Below are 22,266 nucleotides of genomic sequence, written 5' to 3'. Positions count from 1 at the left end.
ATAGTATGATATGAACAGAATGAAAAATTTATTTACTTTACTGACTTTGCTTTTATGGACGTTAGTGGCTTGCAGCAACGACTCTGCTGCTGATGAAAAGCCGGGCAGCGGGGGGACGGATATTCCTGCGGGTAATCTGCCGATGCAGAACGTGGCGCGTGCCATAGAGCTGATTGACAATGCCGTGGAGTGCTATTTCACGGGTACGGGCATGGCTATGTCACGTTATTACAATCCTTATACAGGCAATCGTTCCAGCGAGTTGGGCAGTGTGTGGATGTACACCAGTTCCATTGAGGCTGTAAACGCTGCGATGAAAGCCATGAAGACCGGGCAGGCAAAGGGTGAAACGGCTCTTTATGATTCTCACTTTAACCGTTACAAGGAACTCTTGACCCAACTTTATGATAATTTGGAGTATTATGCAGGTACTTTTACGCTGACCTCTTATACGCAGACCAAGCAGTGGACGGTATACGGCGTAAACCGTGGAAACGACAAAGGAGCTGCCCAGGTAGAAGGCATCCTCAATGTTTACGATGACCAGATGTGGCTGGTACGTGAATTATTGGAATCCTATCATATCACTGGTGAGCAACGTTATCTGGAAAAGGCGGAATACCTGATGGAATACGTGCTCGACGGTTGGGATTGCACTCTTGATGAACAAGGCAATCCGTTGGGAGGCATCACATGGGGCCCCGGGTATCTCACCAAGCACTCTTGTAGCAACGGTCCCATTGTCAGCCCGTTGGTGTGGCTTCATGAAATTTACAAAGGCAAGTCAGACGAAGTGACCTACGGTTATGTGGCTGCCGATAACAGCCGCAAGCTGCGCACGGAGAAAAAGTCCGACTATTATCTGGGTTTTGCCAAAGCCGTTTATGATTGGCAAAAGAAGTATTTGCTGAGACCCGATGGAGTGTACGACGACATGATGGGCGGTTATGATTCGCCGGACATAAAATATGTCACCATTGATGGCGAACGCTATCGGACGGGTTCCAAATTGCGCGATCGCGTAGGTCCGGCCATCACTTACAACAGCGGTACGATGCTTTCCGGTGCTGCCGACCTTCTCAGAGCTACGGGCGATGCTGCCTATCGGACGGACTTGGCTGAATTGACTGATAATAGCTTTGCTTACTTTGCCAAACCTGATGCCACAAAACCAGGTTGCTATACATTTGACATCAGTGGATTCTGCAATTGGTTCAACGGTGTGTTGATGCGCGGATATGTGGATGCTTATTCAGCCCACACTGTTGCTGCAAGCTGTATCGAGGCTTTCCAGAACAATCTGGATTATGCCTACGAAAATTATCAATACAAGCATATGCTTCCCACTAACCTGCTGGTGGGCTGGAATAAAGCCGAAAGGACCAAGAACAATGTGGAAGGCATGTTCACTTTTGCTTTTGCAGCCGAGTATGCAGTGTTGGCGAATTATGAATGGAGCAAAAAATAATTTTAAAAATAATGGACTATGAAGAATTTTAGCAAGATGCGACAAGGATTATCCTGCATGGTTATGGCGTTACTTCTGATGCTGATTCCGGCAGATATTTTCGCACAAAACTCTGTTCCCGTTTCGGGAATAGTTATGGACGATACCAACGAGCCGGTCATTGGCGCTGCCGTCATGGTGAAAGGCACTACCACCGGTGTCATTACCGACATTGACGGACGCTACACCATCAGTGCTCCCGCGAACGGTATCCTCAGCTTCTCTTATGTGGGATTGAAAGACAAGGAAGAGAAAGTGAACGGACGTACCACTATCAATATCATCATGGAAACCGATTCCAAGATGATAGACGAAGTGGTGGTGATAGGTTACGGAACACAGCGTCGCGGATCGGTGACGGGTGCCGTTTCTGCCGTAAAAGGTCAGGATATGATAAAGACCAAGAACGAAAATCCGCAGAACATGCTGACGGGACGTATTCCCGGTTTGCGTGTATGGCAGAAGAGCTCTGAACCCGGAACTTTCAACAACAGTTTCGATGTTCGCGGTATGGGTGCTCCATTGATTATCATCGATGGAATTCCCCGGAGCACGGAAGAATTCCAGCGTTTGAATGCAATGGATATTGATGACATTTCTGTGTTGAAAGATGCTTCAGCCGCTATTTATGGTGTACGTGCCGCCAACGGTGTAGTGCTGGTGACTACTAAAAAAGGAGGAGCAGGAAAAACGGAATTCTCTTACAACGGTTCCTACACTTTCCAACAGCCTTCACGTATGCCTGAACTGTGTGATCCTTATGAATCTATGACACTGTTCAACGAAATGTCGATGAATAACATCAACGGCGGTTCATGGGTTTTCAGCGAAGAGAGTTTCGAAGCATTCCGCAACGGCACGCGCCGTACAACGGATTGGAACGACCTGATTATCTCTAACGTGGCTCCGCAAACGCAACACGACATCAGTATTTCCGGTGGTACCGAGAAGACGAAGTTCTACATCAGCATGGGCTACTTCTATCAGGAAGGTATCTTCCGTTCAGGAGACTTGAACTACAACAAGTTCAACCTGCGCTCTAACATTTCGACTGAAATTGCTAAAGGTATAAAGTTCGAACTCGGCGTGAGCGGTATCTCCGACGAACGCAACACGCCTTACACCAGCTCACAAGACATCATCCGTAACTACTGGCGTCAGGGTGTTCTCTATCCGGCATACGCCGATCCCGAGGGAACAATGCTGAACTACAACGGTTTGGATATGGAACAGAACACTGTGGCCATGATGACGGCCGACATTTCCGGTTACAAGAAGTACAAACAGAAATATTTCCAGTCCTCGGCTACTCTGACGGCCGACTTCGGCGAATACACTCCGGTATTGAAGGGGTTGACTGCCAAAGCCATGTTCAGTTACGACTACCGTGCCGACAACAACGAGGCTTTCCGTAAAGAGTACTACCAGTATGCTTATGACGAACAGACCGGTACCTACAAGCAGAAAGTCTATAACGAAAGTTCGCCCAGCAACATGCGCCGCGAGTTTTATGACAAGTCGCAGATGTTGGGACAATTCACAGTGAACTACGACCGCACCTTTAACGATGTTCACCACGTGGGTGGTGTTATTGGTTGGGAGGTGCAGAAACGCAACGGCGACAACTTCTACGCTGTCCGCGACCTAGCATTCTCCATGCCTTACCTGCTGGCAGGTGTGACCGAAGGCCAGATTGGTGCCATGCAGACCGGTAATAACGACCTTTATGAACAGGCCAACGAAGCCTTGATAGGCCGTATCAATTACTCGTTTGCCGACCGCTACCTGCTGGAAGCACAGTTCCGTTACGACGGTTCCAGCAAGTTTGCCAAGGGACACCAATGGGGCTTCTTCCCCTCCGTATCGGCTGGATGGAGAATCTCCGAAGAACCTTTCTTCAAGAGTATCGATGTTCTGAAGTTTGTCAATCAGTTGAAGTTGCGTGCCAGCTACGGTGTACTTGGTGATGACGGCGACCTGAATTATGACTGGGCTATGGGGTACACCTATCCTTCGACCAGCGGCAACATGGCCAACGGCGACTACAACGGTTATTCGCCGGGCTACATTTTCGGCGGCAAGTTTATCAGTGCAGCCAGTCCTATGGCATTGCCTAACGAGAACATCACTTGGTTCAAATCGAAGACATTCGACATCGGTTTCGACTTTGAAGGATGGGACGGCCTGCTGGGTGTTTCGTTCGACTACTTCAACCGTTTGCGTACCGGCCGTTTCGCTCGCCGTACCGGTGCCCTGCCTACCGTGGTAGGTGCCACTGCTCCGCGTGAAAACCTGGACAGCGACCGCCAATTCGGTATGGAATTGGAGCTGACCCACCGTAATAAGATTGGTGAAGTAGGCTATAACCTGAAGGGTATTGCTACCGTTACCCGTCAGAAATACCTGACTGCTTCGGAAAAAGGACCTTGGGCCAACTCGTATGATCGCTGGCGCAACGACAACCTGACGAACCGTTATCAAGGGGTACAGTTTGGTTATACTTCCGCCGGTCGTTACACCAGTTGGAACGATATTTGGAATTACTACGGCTTCAAGGAACGCGACGTCCTGCCGGGTGATTATAAGTATGAAGACTGGAATGGTGACGGCGAGATTAACGGTCAGGACGAACATCCGTTTGCCTTTGACCAGACTCCGTGGTTGCAATTCAGCTTGAATGCCGGCCTGCAATGGAAGAACTTCGACTTCAATATGCTGTTGCAAGGTTCTGCACTGGGTTCTATGGAATACAAAGAGCCTCTGCACGAAATTTGGGGTAAGAATGGCGGTGGTGCATTGACACAGTTCCTCGACCGCTGGCATCCTGTAGACCCGAAAGCCGATCCCTATGATCCTTCTACAGTCTGGACTTCCGGTCACTATGCTTACACAGGCCGTTGGGCAAAAAATAATTCTGCTTTCAACCGCGTAAGCACTGCTTACCTCCGTCTGAAGAGCATCGAGTTGGGCTATACCTTCCCAAAACTGAAGCAGATTCCCAATGCCAGCCTGCGTGTTTATGCCAATGCTTACAACCTGTTGACTTTCACTGGCGTGAAGTTCGTTGACCCTGAGCATCCCGATGACGATCTGGGCCGTATGTATCCGTTGAACAAGACCTATACACTGGGAGTTTCCCTCTCTTTCTAAGTAATCAATGATATAAACCTAAAAAATAGTAAATATGAAACATAAACTGATATCCGCGATGTTGTGCATGACTCTCGCCACTTCATGTGTCGATATGGATATTGCTCCCAAAAATATCGTGACTTCCGAGTCGTTGCTTTCCAACGAATCGGGTATGGACATCTACATGGCGCGTCTATATAGCAATATGCCGTGGGAAGATTTCAAATATCTGTCTCAATGGGGTTTGAATTTTAACGGATGGCTGAATGCTATCGGTATCGATGGTACCGGCGAAGCAATGAACCGCGATGGTATTTGCCGTGCGTTTACCGGTGAAGACAATGCTTACTGGGGTAAAGCTTTTGAATTGTTGCGCGATGCCAACTACCTGATTGAGAACCTGCCGAAATACCAAGGCTCTTACGCCGAGATTACCTACAATCACTATTTGGGCGAAGCTTATTACGTGCGTGCCACGGTCTTCTACGCCATGGCCCGTCGTTTCGGTGGTATCCCTTTGGTAACAAAGGTCATCCAGTATCCCGGAGACGGCAACTTGGAAGTGCCCCGTGCCAGTGAGGAAGAAACTTGGAATCAGGTTTTGGCTGACTATGACAAGGCCATCGAACTGATGATGCCCGGCAGTCCCAAGAGCGGTTATAGCAACAAGTACGTGGCTCTGGCTTTCAAGTCGGAAGCGATGCTCTATGCAGGTAGTGTAGCTAAATACAATGAAACGGTAACCGGCCGTCTGACCGGCTTGGGTGCCAAAACGGGCGTACGTGTGATTGGATTCGATGAAAGCCGTTGGCAAGAGGCATCCAAGAAGTACTTCACCGAAGCCTACAAAGCTGCTTCAGAGGTGATTAAAAGCGGTGTATATTCACTTTACAAGAAGAAATGGGCTGCTAACGATCCGGAAGCGCAATATCAGAATATGGTAGATATGTTCTCCGATCTCAGTAATAATCCTGAGAACATCTATGTGAAGGAGTACGCTTATCCCACGAGCACTCACGCTTACGATTCTTACAATCTGCCGCTTACCTTCAAGGCTCCGTTGAATTGTGGCGTTTGCCCGACAGCCGACTTTGTAGAGCTGTTCGACGGTTTCGACCGTTATCCCGATGGTACCCTGAAGGTGACGACGGGCAATTCTTCTACCGAAGGTAACTATGTTATGTATGATAGTCCGATGGATTACTACAAAAATGCTGAGCCTCGTCTGCGTGCTTATGTCATCTTCCCCGGTGATATGTTCAAAGGCAAGGAGATTGAGATTTATGCCGGTGTTTATACGGGTTCCACGCCTATCAAGCCACTTCTTAGCGACTATTCGTATGGTTCGGCCACTACTAAGTACAACCATCTGAGTGCTTATAAAGAGAAGCCCAAAACGCTTTATCTCAGTCCGAAATCGGAAGACCAGCAGGAAATTGTAACCCTGCCCGACGGCTCTACGATGAAGGCTGCCGGTCAGAACGGTCCTTTCTATGAAGATGGTGGAAGTGCCATGACCGGTCTGTTGGCACGTAAATGGTTGAATCCTGACCCTGCATTTGTTCCCCGGGAAGGTAACAGTGCACAACCTTTCATCTTGATGCGTTATGCCGAGGTGTTGCTGAATGCGGCCGAGGCTGCTGTGGAACTTTCACTGGCTGGTGTATCTTCGCCGGACGACACGGATATGCTAAGTGTTGCAACGAAAGCTATCAACGACATCCGCGAACGTGCTGGTGCCCGGTTACTGACTTCCTCACTGGCTGGTACAATCGACAGCCGCGACATCGTCCGCAAGGAACGCCGCAAAGAGTTGGCTTTCGAACATAAGACCAAGTGGGATTTGCGCCGCTGGCGTGTGAACCACTATGAAGGTCGCGACGGATTCTGGGGTGAGCAACGTGACAAGGACCGTTTCAGCAACACGACCCGTTATCGTTTCCGTGGTATCTATCCGTTCTATTCGACGGAGACAGGCAAGTGGTTCTTCGACGTTTGTTTCAACTATACGACTGCCGGTGACAAAGACTTTGGCTACACTCCTTTGGACTATTACTTCTCGATTCCGGGTGGTGAGGTTTCTAAGAGTCCTGTGATTGACCAGCAGCCTAATCGATAAAACTCAATAATTTAAAAACTTAAAACGTATGAAAAAGACAATATTCTATAGCTTATTCAGCGCCCTGTTCATGTTAACCTCGTGTAGTATGTTCGAAATAGACAACTATGAGGAACCTTCCGAGACTATCTGGGGTGAGGTGGTAGATGAAGCGACCGGTAAGCGTGTATTGACCGACCAGGGCAGTGAGGGCATCCGTGTCCGCCTGACCGAATTGAGTTGGGGTGACAATGTGCAACACAACCCGGATTTTTACTGCATGATGGACGGTACATTCCAGAACACGAAAATCTTCAAGGGTGAGTATAATGTCCGTATCGACGGTCCGTTCATTCCGTTAGTACGTGAGAATACAGACGGTACCTTGCTTCACGACGGCTCTGTCAATACTGAAATCAGTGGCACGACGAAAGTGAAGTTCGAGGTGCAGCCCTTCCTGAACGTCGAGTTTGTGGGCAATCCGCAGGTGAGCAACGGTGTCATCAAGGCACAAGTACGCGTAACACGCGGCGTGTCGGATGAGGTCTTCCGTGAGAAAATCCAGCCGATGGGCAATTGGAAGGACGAATACTTGAACGTGACCGACATCCAATTCTTCGTCAGCTACTCAAACACAGTAGGCTACCGGGCACGCGACGAGCGTTGGTCGAGCAGCATCAACTATGAAGGCAAGAGTTTCGAGGGCTTATTGGGGAAGGAAGTTACCATCCAGTCGAACGGTAACGTACCTTCGGGCCGCAAAGTGTTTGTACGCGCTGCCGCACGTATTAACTACGACACACCCGTAGGTAGCGGTACACGCCGTTGGAACTACAGCGAGCCGATGGAAGTGCTTATTCCGTAGCCTGATGACATACAGCCGGGACTGTGCCACTATAGTGGCACGGTCTTGCCTGTATATAGGCAATCTTTTGCCACTATAATGGCAAGAGTAATGATTAATACCATAAAAACGAGAAACCAATATGAAGCAAAAACATTTTTTGATAAGTTTGGCTGTCTTGGCAACAGGCATCTCCGTAGGTGCCCAAACCAAGGATAATGTCAAGACCACTTTTCAAACCTCACGCGAGTGGAAGCCTTCCATCGACAACAGGGCCGATGCGGTGATGGTGTATGGAGTAGGGGGAAATCCCTCGGACAAGTCACGCAAGCTGTCTTTCGAGGACCGGGTAAAGTCCTGGAAAGAGCGTGGATATATCATACACTTTATGACCGGTATTGCCTGGGGTGAATATCAGGACTATTTCACCGGACAATGGGACGGGAAATGGCATTTGGACGAAGGGCAGGTCACGCAGGCCGGAGACACGATATGGCACGGTCACATGGTGCCCTATATCGTACCATCGGAGAATTTTTTAAGTTATCTGAAAGAGAGACATGTGAAGAGAGTAATCGACGCCGGCGTGGATGCCATCTTCATGGAGGAACCGGAATTCTGGGCAAGAGCCGGTTACAGTGAGTCCTTTAAGAAAGAATGGAAAAAATACTATGGCTTCGACTGGAGACCGCAACATGAATCTCCGGAAAACACTTACTTGTCGAGCAAACTCAAGTATTACTTGTACTATCGTGCACTGAATGAAGTCTTCACCTTTGCCAAGGAATATGGTAAAAGCAAAGGGATGGACGTGAAGTGCTACGTTCCCACCCACTCGTTGGTGAACTATTCGCAATGGCAGATTGTCAGTCCGGAAGCAAGTCTTGCTTCACTTCCTTGTGTAGACGGTTACATCGCTCAGGTATGGACCGGAACTTCGCGCGAGCCGAATTTCTTTGACGGTCGCAAACGTGAGCGTGTGTTCGAGACTGCCTATCTGGAGTATGGTTCCATGGAGTCGATGACTGCTCCCACCGGTCGTAAGATGTTCTTTCTGACAGATCCTATTGAAGACTGGCCGCGTGACTGGGCAGACTATAAGAAGAATTATCAGGCCACCTTTACGGCGCAATTGCTCTATCCCAACATAGCCGATTACGAAGTGATGCCTTGGCCGGAACGTATCTACGAAGGGCTATACCGTACAAGTGCCAATAGCGACAAGAAAGAACGCATTCCCCGTTTCTATTCCACACAGATGCAAGTGATGATTAACGCCCTGAACCGTATGCCTCTGACCGATAATAAACTGACCGGAAGCGAAGGATTCAGCGTACTGATGGCAAATTCTTTGATGTTCCAGCGTTTCCCTACGCACAACGGATATGAAGACCCACAACTTGCCAACTTCTACGGTCAGGCGTTGCCTTTGCTCAAACGAGGTGTGCCCGTCAAGACCGTCCACATTGAGAACCTCGGCTATAAAGAAGCGCTGGCTGACACAAAAGTGTTGCTGATGACTTATGCAAACATGAAACCGCTTGAGTCCGAAGCGCACAGCCACATTGCCGATTGGGTGAAGAAGGGCGGAGTGCTGATTTACAGCGGGACGGACAACGACCCTTTTCAGAATGTAAGAGAATGGTGGAATACCAACGGGCATAACTATACTACTCCTTCCGCACATCTTTTTGAGCAGATGGGACTTCCTGCCAGACCGGAACAGGGAGAATACAGTTACGGTAAGGGAACCGTATGTATTGTCCGTACCGACCCTAAAGATTATGTCCTGCATGAAGGCGGTGACAAAGATTTTTTGTATCTTGCGGCCCGAATGTACGAGCAGAATGCGAAAGCGGGGAAGCTGGAGTTCAAAAATAACTTCTATCTGCAAAGGGGAGATTACGACTTGGCTGCTGTGCTTGAAGAAAGCGTGAGCGACGAGCCGTTTACTGTGGAAGGATGTTTGATTGACCTTTTCGACCCCAAATTACCGATCTACACTTCCAAGCGGATAAATCCGGGTGAGCAAGCCTTGTTGCTGAATGTAGAACGTGTAGCCGGTAAGAAGAAGCCGCAGGTTCTGGCTTCAGCAAGTCGCGAAGAACAGGAAGAACGCGGAAAAGGCCGGTACTCCTATGTGGCGAAAAGTCCTGCCGAGACTTCAAACGTATCGCGGGTGCTGCTGCCCCGTTGTCCTAAGAGTGTGACAGTCGACGGCAGAGAAGTATTCGATGCCAAGCGTTGGCATGCAGCAAGCCATACATATTTGATAGAGTTTGAGAATAATCCTGACGGAGTGTCGGTGAAGTTTTGCTGGTAATCTCAGGCCTTTTATTTTTTTAAGTGTAACAACATAAACAATTATTTCATATAAACAATATGAGAAAAAAGCTTTTATACACCTTGTTGGTATCATGCCTTTTTGCGTGCAGTGACAAGGATACGTCTTATGAAGTCGTCAAGAATGACTTGAGAGCTCCAGCCTACCCGCTTGTTACCATCGACCCTTATGCCAGTGCATGGTCCATGAGCGATAACCTTTATGACAGCCCCGTTCGCCATTGGACGGGTAAGGATTTCCCACTGATTGGCGTGGTGAAGGTAGACGGTGTTTCCTACCGTTTTATGGGAACCGAGGAATTGGAGATGAATGCCATCGTGCCCACCTCGCAGCAAGGCGATTGGACGGGCCGGTATACCACAGAGAAGCCTGCGGGCGATTGGACCTCTGCGGGTTACGACGATTCCAAATGGAAGTCAGACCGTGGTGCCTTTGGTACCAAGGAAAATGAGCCTACGGCAAAAACCCAGTGGGGAACCCGTAATATCTGGGTGCGCCGTATGGTAAATATTGACCGTGATTTGACCGGTATACCTGTCTATCTGGAATTCTCCAACGATGACGATGCCGTATTCTACATCAACGGAGTGAAAATACACGGCACAGGAACCACGTGCAACAAGAACAAAGTCGTGAAACTTCCCGATGAGGCTTTGGCGGTTTTGAAGCAGGGCGACAACATCATTGCCGCCGAATGTATCAATCCGGTTGGTAACGGCTTGCTCGACTTCGGCCTGCAGATTCCGAAACATCTGGAAACTGTGTTTGGCAATACAGCCGTGCAGACCTCTGCCGACGTGCAGCCCATGCAGACACACTACGCTTTTACCTGTGGTGATGTCGACCTGAAAGTCACCTTCACGGCACCTCTCTTTATGGAAGACCTGAAGCTGCTGAGCCGTCCCGTGAATTACCTTACTTATAGTGTTGCTGCCCGTGACGGCAGGGAACACGAAGTGGAGGTGTATTTTGAGGCTTCTCCGCGCTGGGCGCTCGACCAGCCTTACCAGCAATCTGCAAGCAAGGGATATGAAGCTGACGGGCTGCTCTACCTGAAGAGTGGAAGCAAGGAACAGAACATCCTGGCAAAGCAGGGCGATGACCTCCGCATTGACTGGGGATATTTCTACATGGTTGCCGGCAAGGAAAACACTGCATACAGTGTCGGCAACAGTACCGAACTGCGCAAGAACTTCGTGAACGGAACTTTGAACTCAGCTTCGCTCGAGGGAGAGGACAGCAATGGAAACATGGCTTTGGTGCGTAGCCATGGCAAAGTGAAGAATGTTACCGACAAGATAATGCTGGGCTATGACGACATCTATTCCATCCAGTACTTCGGTACAAACCTGCGTCCTTACTGGAACTCAAAAGGCGACCGTACCATCGAGGCTGAAATGCTGGCTGCCTACAATGAGTATGACAAATTGCTGGCACGTTGCTATGCTTTCGATAAGAAGTTGATGGAAGACGCTTCAGCAGCAGGCGGCAAGGAATATGCCGAACTCTGCGCGTTGGCCTACCGTCAGTCCATTGCCGCCCACAAACTGGTGGAAGCCCCCAACGGTGACCTGTTGTGGCTGTCGAAGGAAAACAACAGTAACGGCTGTATCAATACGGTGGACCTGACTTATCCCTCAGCTCCCCTCTATCTGATTTATAATCCGGAACTGGAGAAGGGCATGATGAACGGTATCTTCCATTATAGTGAAAGCGGCAAATGGACCAAGCCCTTCGCCGCCCATGATTTGGGTACCTATCCTCTTGCCAACGGCCAGGTCTACGGAGGCGATATGCCGGTGGAAGAGAGTGGAAACATGCTGATTCTTACAGCTGCCATTGCTGCCGTAGAAGGCAATGCCGACTATGCTGCCAAACATTGGGAAGTGCTCACCACTTGGACAGACTATCTGGTGGAAAAGGGACTTGACCCTGAAAACCAACTCTGTACCGATGACTTCGCCGGACACTTTGCGCATAACACCAATCTTTCCATCAAGGCAATTTTAGGAGTGGCCTCTTATGGCCGGTTGGCTGAAATGCTCGGCAAGAAGGATGTGGCCGAAGCCTATACAACGAAGGCACGCCAGATGGCTACCGAATGGGAGCGCATGGCCAACGACGGCGACCATTATCGCCTGACTTTCGACAAGCCGGGTACATGGAGCCAGAAGTACAACCTGGTTTGGGACAGACTGCTCGGACTGGACATCTTCGACAGCAAAATTGCAGAAATGGAGATACCTTATTATCTGGCCAAGCAGAATATCTATGGTCTGCCCCTCGACAATCGTGAGACTTACACCAAGACCGACTGGATTATGTGGACTGCCACTATGGCTCCCGACCAGGCTACTTTCCGTGAATTCATCGTCCCGGTGCATAAGTTCATGAACGAAACGATAGACCGCGTGCCGATGTCCGACTGGGTGTTTACCGACAAACCCAACTGGCGTGGCTTCAAGGCCCGCTCGGTAATAGGCGGATATTACATGAAGATGCTTGAAGGCAAGTTGATGCAAAATAAACAATGACAAAATTTACCAAACGAATGAAAAGACTCTTTGCATGGGGAACCGCCCTCCTTCTTGTTGGCGGTATGCAGGCGGCCTCGTTGCCGGTTGATGAGCCGATTACACCTGTGGATTACGTCAGCACCTTGGTTGGCACGCAGTCCAAGCATTCCCTTTCTACGGGTAATACTTATCCTGCCGTGGCTATGCCTTGGGGCATGAATTTCTGGACTCCACAGACCGGAACCATGGGTAACGGATGGGCCTACACCTATGATGCCGACAAGATTCGCGGCTTCAAGCAGACGCACCAGCCCAGCCCGTGGATTAACGACTACGGACAGTTTGCCATTATGCCCGTTACCGGAAAGGTGGCTTTCGACCAGGACGAGCGTGCCAGTTGGTTTTCTCACAAAGCCGAGACTGCCACTCCTTATTATTATAAGGTCTATCTTGCCGACCATGATGTGACGGCGGAGTTTGCTCCTACCGAGCGTGCCGCTGCTTTCCGTTTCACTTTCCCTGAAACGGAGGAAGCCTATGTGGTGGTAGATGCCATGGACAACGGCTCTTTTGTGAAAATCATTCCGGCTGAAAAGAAAATCATAGGCTACACTACCAAGAACAGCGGTGGCGTGCCAAGCAATTTCAAGAACTACTTTGTATTGCAGTTCGATAAGCCTTTTACTTATACTGCTGCCGTGAAGGACGGAAAGATTGATTCCCGTACCACCGAGGCAGGTGCCAATCATGCCGGTGGCATCATCGGTTTTCATACCCTCCGTGGCGAGCAGGTGAATGTACGTGTGGCTTCCTCATTCATCAGTCACGAGCAGGCTGAGTTGAACTTGAAGGAACTGGGTGGCCGGACGCTTGAAGAGGTGGCGAAAGCCGGGCGTGACGAATGGAACCGGGTGCTGGGCCGCATTGAAGTGCAGGATACCGACCTCGACCGTCTGCGTACTTTCTACTCTTGTTTCTACCGTTCTGTGCTTTTCCCGCGCAGTTTCTACGAGATAGATGCGCAAGGTCAGGTAATGCACTACAGCCCCTATAATGGTGAGGTGCTGCCCGGCTATATGTTTACCGACACCGGTTTTTGGGACACTTTCCGTTGTCTCTTCCCCTTTCTCAACCTGATGTATCCATCCATGAATGCCAAGATGCAGGAAGGATTGGCCAACACTTACAAGGAGAGCGGTTTCCTGCCCGAATGGGCCAGTCCGGGACACCGTGGTTGCATGGTGGGCAACAATTCCGCCTCTGTGGTGGCGGATGCCTGGCTGAAAGGTCTGCGTGGCTACGACATCGAGACATTATGGAATGCTGTGAAGAGCGGTACGGAGAATGTGCATCCCGAGGTTTCCTCTACCGGACGCCTGGGACATGAGTATTACAACAAGCTGGGTTATGTGCCCTATAATGTGGGTATCAACGAAAATGTAGCCCGTACGCTGGAGTATGCTTATGATGATTGGTGCATCTACCAGTTGGGACTTTCGCTCGGCAAGTCGAAGAAAGAACTGGCTCCTTTTGCCAAACGCGCGCTGAACTACCGGAATCTTTTCGACCCTGCCCATAAGTTGATGCGCGGCAAGAATGAAGACGGTACGTTCCAATCGCCTTTCAACCCCTTGAAGTGGGGTGACGCCTTCACCGAAGGAAACAGTTGGCATTATTCGTGGTCGGTTTTCCACGATCCGCAAGGACTCATTGACCTGATGGGTGGCAAGGACTCCTTCAACCAGATGATGGATTCCGTGTTTGTGTTGCCGCCTGTGTTCGACGAAAGTTATTATGGCAGTGTCATCCACGAAATTCGGGAGATGCAGATCATGAACATGGGCAACTACGCTCACGGCAACCAGCCCATACAGCACATGATTTACCTCTATAACTATTCCTCCCAGCCGTGGAAGGCGCAGTACTGGCTGCGTGAGGTTATGGAGCGTATGTACAGTGCCAATCCCGACGGCTATTGCGGTGATGAGGACAACGGCCAGACATCTGCTTGGTACGTGTTTTCAGCTTTGGGATTCTATCCCGTCTGTCCGGGTACAGATCAGTATGTGCTGGGTGCTCCTCTTTTCCGTTCTGTGCGTCTGCACTTGGAAAATGGCAAGACTGTGACGATTGAAGCTCCTGAGAATAGTCGTGCCAACCGCTACGTGCAGAAACTTACAGTGGATGGCGTTGACTATACACGCAACTTTCTGACACACGAGCAACTGACGAACGGCTCCTCGCTGCGCTTCACTATGGACAATGTGCCCAACAAACTGCGTGGGACAGGAGAGGAGGATGCTCCTTACTCCTTCTCGAAAACGCTTAAAAAGAAGAAGTGACCTCAAAGCCAAAACCATAGCAATTAATGATGAGGGTGTGCCGAATGTCTGACGGAGTGATAGCTGAAAAACGTTTTGACACACCCTCTCTCTCTTACGATAAATCACTGTTTGAAAACCCTATTTACCATGAAACTTAAGAAACTTACTATTTACTGCTTGGCATTGTTTTGCTCCTCTTCTTCTGTTTATGCGCAATCTGGTGAAGAAGTTCAAAAGAAACGTAGCGGCAATCCGATTTTTCCCGGTTGGTATGCCGACCCTGAGGGAGTAGTGCTGGACGGGAAGTTCTGGATTTATCCTACATATTCCGCTCCTTATGATGAACAGACTTTTATGGATGCCTATTCTTCGCCCGACTTGGTGCATTGGACCAAGCATCCACGCGTGCTTTCAAAGGAAAACATCCCATGGCTGCGCCGTGCTTTGTGGGCACCGGCTGTCATCGAGGCCAATGGCCGCTATTATCTTTTCTTCGGAGGGAACGACATACAGAACAACTCTGAGATTGGCGGTATCGGGGTGGCTGTGGCAGACAATCCGGCAGGTCCTTTCAAAGATGCGCTGGGCAAGCCCTTGATTGATAAGATTGTGAATGGAGCACAACCCATCGACCAGTTTGTGTTCCGCGATGACGACGGCACTTACTATATGTACTATGGCGGATGGGGGCATTGCAACATCGTGAAACTGTCTCCCGATTTACTTGGTGTCGTTCCTTTTGATGATGGCACAGTCTATAAGGAAGTGACTCCTCAGGACTATGTAGAAGGGCCTTTCATGCTGAAACGTAACGGAAAGTATTACTTCATGTGGTCGGAAGGCGGTTGGGGAAGCCCCGACTACCGTGTGGCCTATGCCATTGCCGACTCTCCTTTCGGACCGTTCCATCGCGAGGGAATAATTCTTCAGCAGGATGCCGGTGTAGCTACCGGTGCCGGACATCATTCGGTGGTGCGTGGAAAAGGCAAGGACGAATGGTACATCATTTACCACCGTCGCCCGTTGGGAGAAACGGCTGCAAACAGCCGTGCCACCTGCATTGACCGGATGTACTTTGACAAAAAAGGAAAGATAAATCCGGTGCGCATGACTTTCGAGGGAGTGAACGCTACCCAAACCCCACTTGACTAATAGCAATTTTCAATTCAAATTTATATAGAAGAAATATGAGTCTTAATTCCAAAAAGATTTGTTTCAGTCTTGTTCTGGCTGCGGCTGCCGGGATGGTTCAGGCTGCCAATAGTAGCTGCCTTCTTGCCGATGCGGGTTTTGTGGCCGTGCAGGACAATACGGCATCTGCCGGAAACTATTCCTCTAACCGTCCTAAAGAGAAACAACGCCTTTTCCGTTCCACTGCCGTGGAGAAAGAGATTGCCCGTGTACAGAAACTTTTGAAGAACCGCAAGCTTTCCTGGATGTTTGCCAACTGTTTTCCCAATACGCTGGATACTACTGTGCACTTCCGCAAGGGCAGCGATGGAAAGCCTGATACTTTTGTATATACGGGTGACATCCATGCTATGTGGTTGCGTGACTCAGGGGCGCAGGTATGGCCATATGTGCAGCTTGCCAACAACGACCCGAAACTGAAAGAGATGCTGGCCGGTGTTATTCTGCGCCAGTTCAAGTGCATCAATATCGACCCGTATGCGAATGCCTACAACGACGGTGCGCTGCCCGATGGGCATTGGATGAGTGACCTTACTGACATGAAGCCCGAACTGCATGAACGCAAATGGGAAATCGACTCGCTTTGTTATCCCTTGCGGTTGGCTTATCACTACTGGCAGGTGACGGGTGACACTTCGGTTTTCGGTGCTGAATGGCTGGAAGCCATCCGCAACATTTATACTACTTTTTGTCAGCAGCAGCGCAAAGAGGGTGTCGGTCCCTACAAATTCCAACGCAAGACGGAGCGTGCGCTCGATACGCTGAACAATGACGGTCTGGGTGCTCCTGTCCGTCCGGTGGGACTCATCGTGTCCTGCTTCCGCCCGTCGGACGATGCCACAACGCTTCAGTTCCTTGTGCCTTCCAACTTCTTTGCCGTCACTTCCTTGCGCAAGGCTGCCGAGATTCTGGAAACAGTGAACAAGGAGACTGCCCTGGCTGCCGACTGCCGTGCCTTGGCCGATGAGGTGGAGATGGCTTTGAAACGCTATGCAACCTACAACCATCCTGAATTCGGTACCATCTATGCTTTCGAGGTTGATGGTTTCGGCAATCATCTGCTGATGGACGATGCCAATGTACCCAGCTTGCTTGCCATGCCCTATTTGGGAGATGTAGATGTCAATGACCCCATTTATCAGAATACCCGCCGTTTTGTGTGGAGCGACAGCAATCCCTATTTCTTCAGCGGCAAAGCCGGCGAGGGTATCGGCGGACCGCATATCGGCTATGACATGGTGTGGCCCATGAGCATTATGATGAAAGCCTTCACAAGCCGGGATGATGCCGAAATCAAAACTTGCATCAAGATGCTGATGGATACGGATGCAGGTACCGGCTTTATGCACGAATCGTTTCATAAGGATGATGCAACCAACTTCACCCGCCCCTGGTTTGCCTGGCAGAACACCCTTTTCGGTGAGCTGATATTGAAGTTGGTTAATGAGGGGAAGGTGGATTTATTGAATAGCATAGATTAAGATATAACATGAAGAACTTATATACATGGGTGGCTGCCCTCCTTTTCGTGGCATTGACAGTTTCGGTTACGGCTTGTACTTCTGCCTCTTCTGCCGGTACGGTGACGGTGGTGGACCGGCCGGATACACATGCTGTCAATGCCAATTATATGGGTTACCGTGCCCCGCTTCGTCCGTTGAACTTTATAAAATTGCCGGTAGGCAGCATCCGCCCCGAGGGTTGGGTAAGGAAATTTCTGGAGTTGCAGCGCGACGGCCTGACCGGACATTTAGGGGAAATCAGCGCTTGGTTGGAAAAGGATGACAATGCCTGGCTTACGACCGGCGGAGACCATGGTTGGGAGGAAGTTCCCTATTGGCTCAAAGGGTATAGCAGTTTGGCATATATTCTGAATGATCCGGAGATGATAGAAGAAACCAAATACTGGATTGAAGGCGTATTTGCCAGCTGCCAGCCGGACGGTTATTTCGGCCCGGTCAACGAACGCAATGGGAAGCGCGAACTTTGGGCACAGATGATCATGCTCTGGTGCCTGCAATCTTATTACGAGTATTCTCAGGACCGGCGTGTCATAGACCTGATGACAAACTACTTTAAATGGCAGATGACGGTCCCCGACGACCGGCTTCTGGAAGACTTTTGGGAGAACAGTCGTGGAGGTGATAATATCATCAGCATCTACTGGCTTTACAGCCATACGGGAGATGCTTTTTTGCTCGAATTGGCCGAAAAGATTCATCGCAACACTGCGGACTGGACTCAGTCGACCTCTTTGCCCAACTGGCACAACGTAAACATTGCCCAATGTTTCCGTGAGCCTGCCACTTATTATATGCAGACCGGTGATTCTGCCATGCTGAAAGCCTCTTATAATGTCCATCGGCTGATCCGTCGTACTTTCGGGCAGGTGCCCGGCGGCATGTTCGGGGCGGATGAGAATGCCCGTTTGGGATATATCGACCCTCGCCAGGGGGTGGAAACCTGCGGGCTGGTTGAGCAGATGGCTTCCGATGAAATTATGCTTCGCATGACGGGCGACCCCTTATGGGCCGAGCATTGCGAAGAAGTGGCATTTAACTCTTATCCGGTTGCCGTGATGCCGGACTTTAAAGCGCTGCGCTACATCACTTGCCCGAACCATGTCGTCAGTGATTCCAAGAATCATCATCCGGGCATCGACAACCGCGGACCGTTTCTTTCGATGAATCCTTTCAGCAGTCGTTGCTGCCAGCACAATCATGCACAAGGCTGGCCCTACTTTGCCGAACATCTGGTTTTGGCAACTCCCGACAATGGAGTGGCAACGGCTCTTTATGCAGCTTGCAAGGCTGTGGTGAAAGTAGCTGATGGAAAGGAAATCACTTTGCACGAAGAGACGAATTATCCTTTTGAGGAAGACATCCGCTTTTCTGTCTCTACCGGGGGGAAAGTCGTCTTCCCGTTCTATTTCCGGATTCCTTCATGGACTCAAAAGGCGAAAGTGCGCGTGAATGGTGAGGAAGTGGATGCGGCTCCCGTGGCAGGAAAGTATCTCTGCATCCATCGCGAGTGGTCGGATGGGGACCGCGTGGAATTGACGTTTCCGATGTCTTTGTCCATGCGCACCTGGCAGGTCAATAAAAACAGCGTAAGTGTGGATTACGGTCCTCTCACGCTCTCTCTTAAGATTGCTGAGAAATATGTGGAGAAGGACAGCCGCGAAACGGCCATCGGTGATCCTAAATGGCAGAAAGATGCTGACCCTCAAAAATGGCCCACTACTGAGATATATCCCGGCAGCGCGTGGAATTATTCGCTGGTGTTGGACAAGACAGAACCCTTGAAGCACTTCGAGGTAATCCGTAAATCATGGCCGGCTGACGACTACCCTTTTACGGTGGCCAATGTACCTTTGGAGGTGAAGGCTGTCGGCCGATTGGTTCCCGAATGGGAAATAGATGAAACCGGGTTGTGTGGTGTGTTGCCCGAAGAGGATGCGGCGAGAGGCGATAAAGAAGAAATCACACTCATCCCCATGGGAGCGGCGCGGTTAAGGATAACTGCGTTCCCGAATACAAAAGAATAAATTGATGAATGATGCGGACAGTAGTGAAGTGCTGATACCTTTAACTCCTTTGCATAAACAGAAAACTTGAAATAAAATGAAACGTATTGCTTTTTTGGATTATGTGCGCGTGTTTGCGTGCTTCTTGGTCATGCTGGTTCATGCCAGCGAGAATTATTATGGAGCTGTAGGTTATACGGACATGGTGGGACCGCAGGCTTTCCTTCAGAACGAGGCCGATAGGTTATGGGTATCTATTTACGATGGCTTCTCACGTATGTCTGTGCCTCTGTTTATGATTGTTTCGGCTTACCTGCTTGCGCCTATGAAGAAGGGACAAAGCTGTTGGGAGTTTTACCGCAAACGTTTCCTGCGCATCATGCCGCCGTTCATCTTTTTCATGGTGCTGTACAGCACGTTGCCCATGTTGTGGGGACAGATAGACGGCGAACAGTCTATGAACGACCTTTCACGCATCTGGCTGAACTTTCCTATGCTTGCCGGACACTTCTGGTTCATGTATCCGTTGATAGGCCTTTACCTGTTCATCCCGGTCATCTCACCGTGGCTGGAGAAGGTTTCGGCGAAAGAAGAACGTTTCTTCATCGGACTGTTCCTGGTTTCTACTTGCATACCTTTCCTCAACCGTTGGTTTGGTGAGGTGTGGGGACAGTGCTTCTGGAACGAATATCACATGCTATGGTATTTCTCGGGTTATTTGGGCTACCTTGTGCTGGCACATTATATCCGCGTGCATCTTACTTGGGGGCGTTCCTTGCGTCTGTGGGTCGGTTTCCTGCTTATGCTGGTCGGGGCGGTGGCTACCATATGGTCGTTCTATGTCCAGGCTGTTCCGGGAGTGGTTCATTCTACGCCGGTCATTGAGGTGGGATGGGCTTTCTGCACCCTTAATTGCGTGGCGTTGACGGCAGGCACGTTTCTGCTGTTCAGTTGCATCAGCATTCCGCAACCTCCGCGCTTCATTGCCGAAATGTCGAGACTCAGCTACGGCATGTTCCTTATGCACATATTCTGGCTTGGCTTGTGGGTGTCGGTGTTTAAGTCTACATTGGGATTGCCCACCGTGGCTGCCATTCCGGTTATAGCGGTATGTACGTTTATCAGTTGTTTCGTGGCAACCAAGCTCATCTCGTTGATACCGGGCAGTAAGTGGATTATCGGGTAGAGACGGTAATACTGTAAGATACAGCAGTGAGAATGGTAAGGCAACTTTTCATGCCGATACATAAATTTCTGTTTAGGAATTGTGGCGGAAGTGCCTTGCATTTAAGCGATGATATGCAACTGTTTGGCATATCCGGCAGCTACTTTTGCGGTAAAGTAAAAGTAGTCTGCATGGTATGTTGGGGATTACTGCTTGCATTTTGGAAAAGTTTTTATAGCTTTGTGTTGAATAAAAGATTTTTTGGAATGTAAACGATAATAATAGCCTTCGGGCAAGACATATTGCAAACTTGCGGACAATTGTTCGATTCGGTTAAATCTGGTAAATTAAACATGAAATCAAGAACAATAGGTCTAAGTTGGTTTGTACCCTCACGAAGGGCACAGGCTGCTTTTACTTATTTTGATTTCAAGGTTTACCAGAACCTAACCGGAGAAATAGGAAAAAGTGAGTGCTGTGTCCTTTTTCTTTTGTTATGACAGCCGGAAATGCCGAAAACCGAGAAGAGTAGGTGAATTTAGAGAACAATGTAATTATGTCAAGAGTATTTAAAGTAAAGCCCAAGAGACTTAAAAAAGTAAATGGTCTGGTATTGACACCGGAGATGGAAGTGATTGTTACGACTAAAATCAATATGTCGGATCCTTTCAGTAATTGTGCAAAAGAACTGAAGGAGGCTTATATGCGTCTCTACAGCTTCGATTATGAGAAAGCTTGTTGCAACAGAGGGGATTTTGATTTCGCGGCACTTGATTGACCGGTATATTTTTTTGTGCCAACCTTAAAAAGCTAAAGATATGAACTGTATTAACACAGATTACTTCAAGCCTTTTTTGCAGGCTTTTTGCGAGAAGACACAACCGTTGTATACTTGTGGGTATCCATGGGGACCATTTGTGCCCTATACGATGCCCCGATATAACGATGCCGATGTGAAAATATTCTATATGGGCAGGGATACTTATTATTGGGTGGAGCAAGAAGAACTTTTCGAAGCTTTTACGAATCATGTTTTGGAAGACTATCTGGGGAAAAACGCGGCATGTGTAGATGTTGAAAAAATGTTGGGATGGAAAAATAACGCCGGTTCCTTTTGGACAATGGTTGCCAAACTGCATCTACTGATACGCACGGGCAGATACACTGAAGACATAATGCAGATAAGTGCCGCAGACAAAGTGATACTCGAAGAGATTGGTTACGGAAACATCAATGCCATAGAGCAGCAGACCAGCTTATCGAAAGAAGGGTATTGGGAAGCGATAACTTCTTTGGACGGTTATTGTCAAATCCGGGAAGCCGGTCGCCCTTTTGAGAAATTGAAGTCGGTGATAGAAGCCTACCACCCGGATTTTATCTTCATTTTCAATTGGGAAGAACGTGACGATGTATTCGAGGGTATGGACTTTGAGTGGCAGAAAGTGTATTACAAGGACAAGCTACAGGCTGTATATACCTTGCCCGGCTACTCTACCAAGGTGATATGGACTTCCCATCCCCGGCGTTATTCCTATTTAGGAACCAACATCGAAGAGATGGCAGGGAGCTTGGCTGATACATTTGCCGCCATTCGCTGACCAAGATAGTGTGGATGGAAT

The 22,266-nt window shown here is 49.3% G+C and carries 13 protein-coding genes; all 13 read left to right on the top strand.

Annotation, left to right across the window (positions count from 1 at the left end):
- The first annotated feature begins 10 nt into the window (after positions 1 to 10).
- The 13 genes from DW896_RS16190 (at position 11) to DW896_RS16130 (ending at position 22,245) form a co-directional block, all read left to right on the top strand.
- The gene (locus DW896_RS16190) at positions 11 to 1,468 is read left to right on the top strand and encodes a glycoside hydrolase family 76 protein (protein WP_005829695.1); all 1,458 of its coding nucleotides are present in this window, start codon (positions 11 to 13) and stop codon (positions 1,466 to 1,468) included.
- Positions 1,469 to 1,486: 18 nt separating this feature from the next.
- A complete protein-coding gene (locus DW896_RS16185) occupies positions 1,487 to 4,657 on the top strand; it encodes a TonB-dependent receptor (protein ID WP_009037838.1) in 3,171 nt (1,056 codons plus the stop codon).
- 34 nt (positions 4,658 to 4,691) lie between these two features.
- Positions 4,692 to 6,758, top strand: a complete 2,067-nt coding sequence (locus tag DW896_RS16180; protein WP_005829699.1) for a RagB/SusD family nutrient uptake outer membrane protein — start codon at positions 4,692 to 4,694, stop codon at positions 6,756 to 6,758.
- 28 nt (positions 6,759 to 6,786) lie between these two features.
- Positions 6,787 to 7,602 carry a DUF3823 domain-containing protein gene (locus tag DW896_RS16175; RefSeq protein ID WP_005829701.1) on the top strand — a complete coding sequence of 272 codons (816 nt, stop codon included), beginning with the start codon at positions 6,787 to 6,789 and terminating at the stop codon, positions 7,600 to 7,602.
- 121 nt (positions 7,603 to 7,723) lie between these two features.
- Positions 7,724 to 9,904 carry a hypothetical protein gene (locus DW896_RS16170; RefSeq protein ID WP_009037839.1) on the top strand — a complete coding sequence of 727 codons (2,181 nt, stop codon included), beginning with the start codon at positions 7,724 to 7,726 and terminating at the stop codon, positions 9,902 to 9,904.
- Positions 9,905 to 9,963: 59 nt separating this feature from the next.
- Positions 9,964 to 12,459, top strand: coding sequence for a glutaminase domain-containing protein (locus DW896_RS16165; protein WP_009037840.1), 2,496 nt, complete (start codon positions 9,964 to 9,966; stop codon positions 12,457 to 12,459).
- Between the two features lie 17 nt (positions 12,460 to 12,476).
- On the top strand, positions 12,477 to 14,783 hold the full coding sequence (locus DW896_RS16160; RefSeq protein ID WP_119993576.1) for a GH92 family glycosyl hydrolase: 2,307 nt from the start codon (positions 12,477 to 12,479) through the stop codon (positions 14,781 to 14,783).
- Between the two features lie 129 nt (positions 14,784 to 14,912).
- Entirely contained in the window at positions 14,913 to 15,917 is a 1,005-nt protein-coding gene (locus DW896_RS16155) for a glycoside hydrolase family 43 protein (protein WP_119993570.1), read from the top strand.
- A gap of 35 nt (positions 15,918 to 15,952) precedes the next feature.
- Positions 15,953 to 17,437, top strand: a complete 1,485-nt coding sequence (locus DW896_RS16150) for a glycoside hydrolase family 125 protein (RefSeq protein ID WP_009037842.1) — start codon at positions 15,953 to 15,955, stop codon at positions 17,435 to 17,437.
- 8 nt (positions 17,438 to 17,445) lie between these two features.
- Entirely contained in the window at positions 17,446 to 19,503 is a 2,058-nt protein-coding gene (locus tag DW896_RS16145; RefSeq protein ID WP_009037843.1) for a beta-L-arabinofuranosidase domain-containing protein, read from the top strand.
- A gap of 76 nt (positions 19,504 to 19,579) precedes the next feature.
- Positions 19,580 to 20,668, top strand: a complete 1,089-nt coding sequence (locus tag DW896_RS16140) for an acyltransferase (RefSeq protein ID WP_009037844.1) — start codon at positions 19,580 to 19,582, stop codon at positions 20,666 to 20,668.
- A gap of 535 nt (positions 20,669 to 21,203) precedes the next feature.
- On the top strand, positions 21,204 to 21,425 hold the full coding sequence (locus DW896_RS16135) for a DUF6140 family protein (RefSeq protein WP_005829718.1): 222 nt from the start codon (positions 21,204 to 21,206) through the stop codon (positions 21,423 to 21,425).
- Positions 21,426 to 21,465: 40 nt separating this feature from the next.
- Entirely contained in the window at positions 21,466 to 22,245 is a 780-nt protein-coding gene (locus tag DW896_RS16130; protein ID WP_005829720.1) for a hypothetical protein, read from the top strand.
- Positions 22,246 to 22,266 lie beyond the last annotated feature (21 nt).

Source organism: Bacteroides sp. AM41-16, assembly GCF_003603495.1.
Classification (GTDB): Bacteria; Bacteroidota; Bacteroidia; order Bacteroidales; family Bacteroidaceae; genus Bacteroides; species Bacteroides uniformis.
This window is presented reverse-complemented; position numbering and strand designations above follow the sequence as displayed.

Coding starts and splice junctions, on each gene's coding strand:
- DW896_RS16175 (WP_005829701.1), top strand. CDS start 6,787: ATGAAAAAGACAATATTCTATAGCTTATTCAGCGCCCTGTTCATGTTA.
- DW896_RS16135 (WP_005829718.1), top strand. CDS start 21,204: ATGTCAAGAGTATTTAAAGTAAAGCCCAAGAGACTTAAAAAAGTAAAT.
- DW896_RS16165 (WP_009037840.1), top strand. CDS start 9,964: ATGAGAAAAAAGCTTTTATACACCTTGTTGGTATCATGCCTTTTTGCG.
- DW896_RS16145 (WP_009037843.1), top strand. CDS start 17,446: ATGAAGAACTTATATACATGGGTGGCTGCCCTCCTTTTCGTGGCATTG.
- DW896_RS16130 (WP_005829720.1), top strand. CDS start 21,466: ATGAACTGTATTAACACAGATTACTTCAAGCCTTTTTTGCAGGCTTTT.
- DW896_RS16180 (WP_005829699.1), top strand. CDS start 4,692: ATGAAACATAAACTGATATCCGCGATGTTGTGCATGACTCTCGCCACT.
- DW896_RS16170 (WP_009037839.1), top strand. CDS start 7,724: ATGAAGCAAAAACATTTTTTGATAAGTTTGGCTGTCTTGGCAACAGGC.
- DW896_RS16160 (WP_119993576.1), top strand. CDS start 12,477: ATGAAAAGACTCTTTGCATGGGGAACCGCCCTCCTTCTTGTTGGCGGT.
- DW896_RS16140 (WP_009037844.1), top strand. CDS start 19,580: ATGAAACGTATTGCTTTTTTGGATTATGTGCGCGTGTTTGCGTGCTTC.
- DW896_RS16155 (WP_119993570.1), top strand. CDS start 14,913: ATGAAACTTAAGAAACTTACTATTTACTGCTTGGCATTGTTTTGCTCC.
- DW896_RS16185 (WP_009037838.1), top strand. CDS start 1,487: ATGAAGAATTTTAGCAAGATGCGACAAGGATTATCCTGCATGGTTATG.
- DW896_RS16190 (WP_005829695.1), top strand. CDS start 11: ATGAACAGAATGAAAAATTTATTTACTTTACTGACTTTGCTTTTATGG.
- DW896_RS16150 (WP_009037842.1), top strand. CDS start 15,953: ATGAGTCTTAATTCCAAAAAGATTTGTTTCAGTCTTGTTCTGGCTGCG.